The sequence below is a fragment of the uncultured Amaricoccus sp. genome (genome assembly GCF_937858865.1).
In the GTDB taxonomy this organism is placed as follows: Bacteria; Pseudomonadota; Alphaproteobacteria; order Rhodobacterales; family Rhodobacteraceae; genus Amaricoccus.
In genome coordinates, this window is sequence record NZ_CALLYO010000478.1 from 1 (window position 1) to 2,386 (window position 2,386).

Genomic DNA, 2,386 nt, shown 5'->3' on the forward strand with positions numbered 1-2,386 from the left:
AGTGTGAAGGCCGCGTTAAAGCTGACAAAATTATCTAGCTCGATCAGTATCTTGACTTAGGTTTCGCGTGCGAAATCCACGCAGGCGAACCTCCGAGGAGACAGCAATGACCCGAACGCTCGGCATCGGCGTGATCGGCTGCGGCAACATCTCCGCCGCCTACTTCCGCCTCGCCCCCCTCTTCAGGGGCCTCGAGGTGCGCGCCTGCACCGACATCAACATGGCCGCCGCCGAGGCCCGCGCGAAGGAGTTCGGCGTGAAGGCCGAGACGGCCGACGCCCTCCTCGCCGACCCGGACGTGGACGTCGTCATCAACCTCACCATCCCCGAGGCCCACTACGGCGTCACCCTCCGCGCGCTCGAGGCCGGCAAGCACGTCTACTCCGAAAAGCCCTTCGTCCTCACCATCGACGAGGGCCAGCGCCTGAAGCAGATCGCCGACGCCAAGGGCCTGCGCGTCGGCTCCGCCCCCGACACCTTCCTCGGCGGCGCCCACCAGCTCGCCCGCAAGCTGATCGACGACGGCGCGATCGGCACCGTCACCTCCGGCACCGCCCACGTCATGAGCCACGGCATGGAGATGTGGCACCCCAACCCGACCTTCTTCTTCCTCCCCGGCGCCGGCCCCGTCCTCGACGTCGGCCCCTACTACGTCGCCAACCTCATCAACCTGATCGGCCCGGTGAAGCGCGTGGCCGCCATCGCCAACTCCGCCACCCCGACCCGCACCGTCACCGCCGAGGGCCCGCTCAAGGGCCAGACCATCCCGGTCAGGACGCCCACCACCATCCACGCCCTGCTCGAGTTCGCCAGCGGCGCCACCGTCACCCTCGGCGCCAGCTGGGACGTCTGGGGCCACGGCCACCGCCCGATGGAGCTCTACGGCACCGACGGGGCCCTCGTCGTGCCCGACCCCAACTGGTTCGGCGGCAAGGTCGAGCTGGTGAAGCCCGGCCAGCCCGCCGAGGAAGTGCCGATGTGGGACCACCCCTTCGCCGTCCCGAACGACGTCCGCCCGACCGCGAGCTTCGCCAACTACCGCACCGCCGGCCTCGCCGACATGGCGCTCGCCATCCTCGAGGGCCGCGAGGCCCGTTGCGGCCTCGACCGCGCCCTGCACGGCATCGACGTGATGACCTCGATCCTCCGCTCCGGCGAGACCGGCGCCTTCGTCGACCTCACCACCACCTGCACCCGTCCCGCGCCCCTCGACCCCGAGGCCGCCCGCTCCCTCCTGGCATGACCATGACATACGCACCCGACGAGAACCGCTACGATGGCCGCATGCCCTACCGCCGCTGCGGCGCGAGCGGCCTCCTCCTCCCCGCCGTCTCCCTCGGCCTCTGGCACAACTTCGGCGGCGACACCCCGCACGAGACCAAGCGCGCCATCATCCGCGCCGCCCTCGACGCCGGCATCACCCACTTCGACCTCGCCAACAACTACGGCCCCCCGCCCGGCTCGGCCGAGACCGCCTTCGGCGAGATCCTCCGCACCGACCTCGCCGGCCACCGCGACGAGCTCGTCGTCTCGACCAAGGCCGGCTACCGGATGTGGCCCGGCCCCTACGGCGAGTGGGGCAGCCGCAAGTACCTGCTCTCCTCGCTCGACCAGAGCCTGAAGCGCATGGGCCTCGACTACGTCGACATCTTCTACTCCCACCGCTTCGACCCCGACACGCCGCTCGAGGAGACGATGTCCGCCCTCGACACCGCCGTCCGCTCCGGTCGCGCCCTCTACGCCGGCCTCTCCTCCTACAACTCGGCGAAGACCCGCGAAGCGGCCGCGATCCTGCGGGACCTCGGCACCCCCTGCCTGATCCACCAGCCGAGCTACAACATGATCAACCGCTGGGTGGAGCGCGACGGCCTGAAGGCGACGCTCGGCGAGCTCGGCATCGGCTCGATCGCCTTCACCCCTCTCGCCCAGGGCATGCTGACCGCCAAATACCTGCACGGCATCCCCGAGGGCAGCCGCGCCACCCAGGGCAAGTCGCTCCGCCCCGAGTTCCTGAACGACCGCGCCCTCGCCAACATCGGCAAGCTCAACGGGATCGCCGAGGCCCGCGGCCAGACCCTCGCCCAGATGGCCATCGCCTGGGTGCTGCGCGGCGGCGGCATCACCTCCGCCCTGATCGGCGCCTCCCGCCCGTCCCAGGTCGAGGACTGCGCCGGCGCCGTCCGGAACCTCGACTTCACCGAAGCCGAGCTCGCCGAGATCGACCGCAACGCCAACGAGGAGGACATCAACCTCTGGGCGCGCTCCTCCGAGGCCCGATGACGTTGACGATCCGCCCGGCGGCCGCGGTCCCCGCGGCCCCCGTTAACCTCCGGTCACGGCCGCAAATCGTATGGCCGCTTTCCAGCCCCTTTCCGGCCGCATTCCA

2 protein-coding genes are annotated in these 2,386 nt (G+C 70.3%); both read left to right on the top strand.

Translation table 11 applies throughout. The features are described from left to right. The first annotated feature begins 106 nt into the window (after window positions 1-106). Window positions 107-1,243: a Gfo/Idh/MocA family oxidoreductase gene (locus tag Q0112_RS13995; protein WP_297976293.1), complete on the top strand. Its 1,137-nt coding sequence runs from the start codon at window positions 107-109 to the stop codon at window positions 1,241-1,243. A 2-nt stretch (window positions 1,244-1,245) separates the two neighbouring features. Beyond that, the gene (gene mgrA, locus Q0112_RS14000; protein WP_297976295.1) at window positions 1,246-2,280 is read left to right on the top strand and encodes an L-glyceraldehyde 3-phosphate reductase; all 1,035 of its coding nucleotides are present in this window, start codon (window positions 1,246-1,248) and stop codon (window positions 2,278-2,280) included. Window positions 2,281-2,386: the final 106 nt, after the last annotated feature.

What these genes read in the sequence shown, in the direction of transcription:
- Q0112_RS13995 (WP_297976293.1), top strand. Translation starts at nt 107, where the DNA reads ATGACCCGAACGCTCGGCATCGGCGTGATCGGCTGCGGCAACATCTCC.
- mgrA (WP_297976295.1), top strand. Translation starts at nt 1,246, where the DNA reads ATGACATACGCACCCGACGAGAACCGCTACGATGGCCGCATGCCCTAC.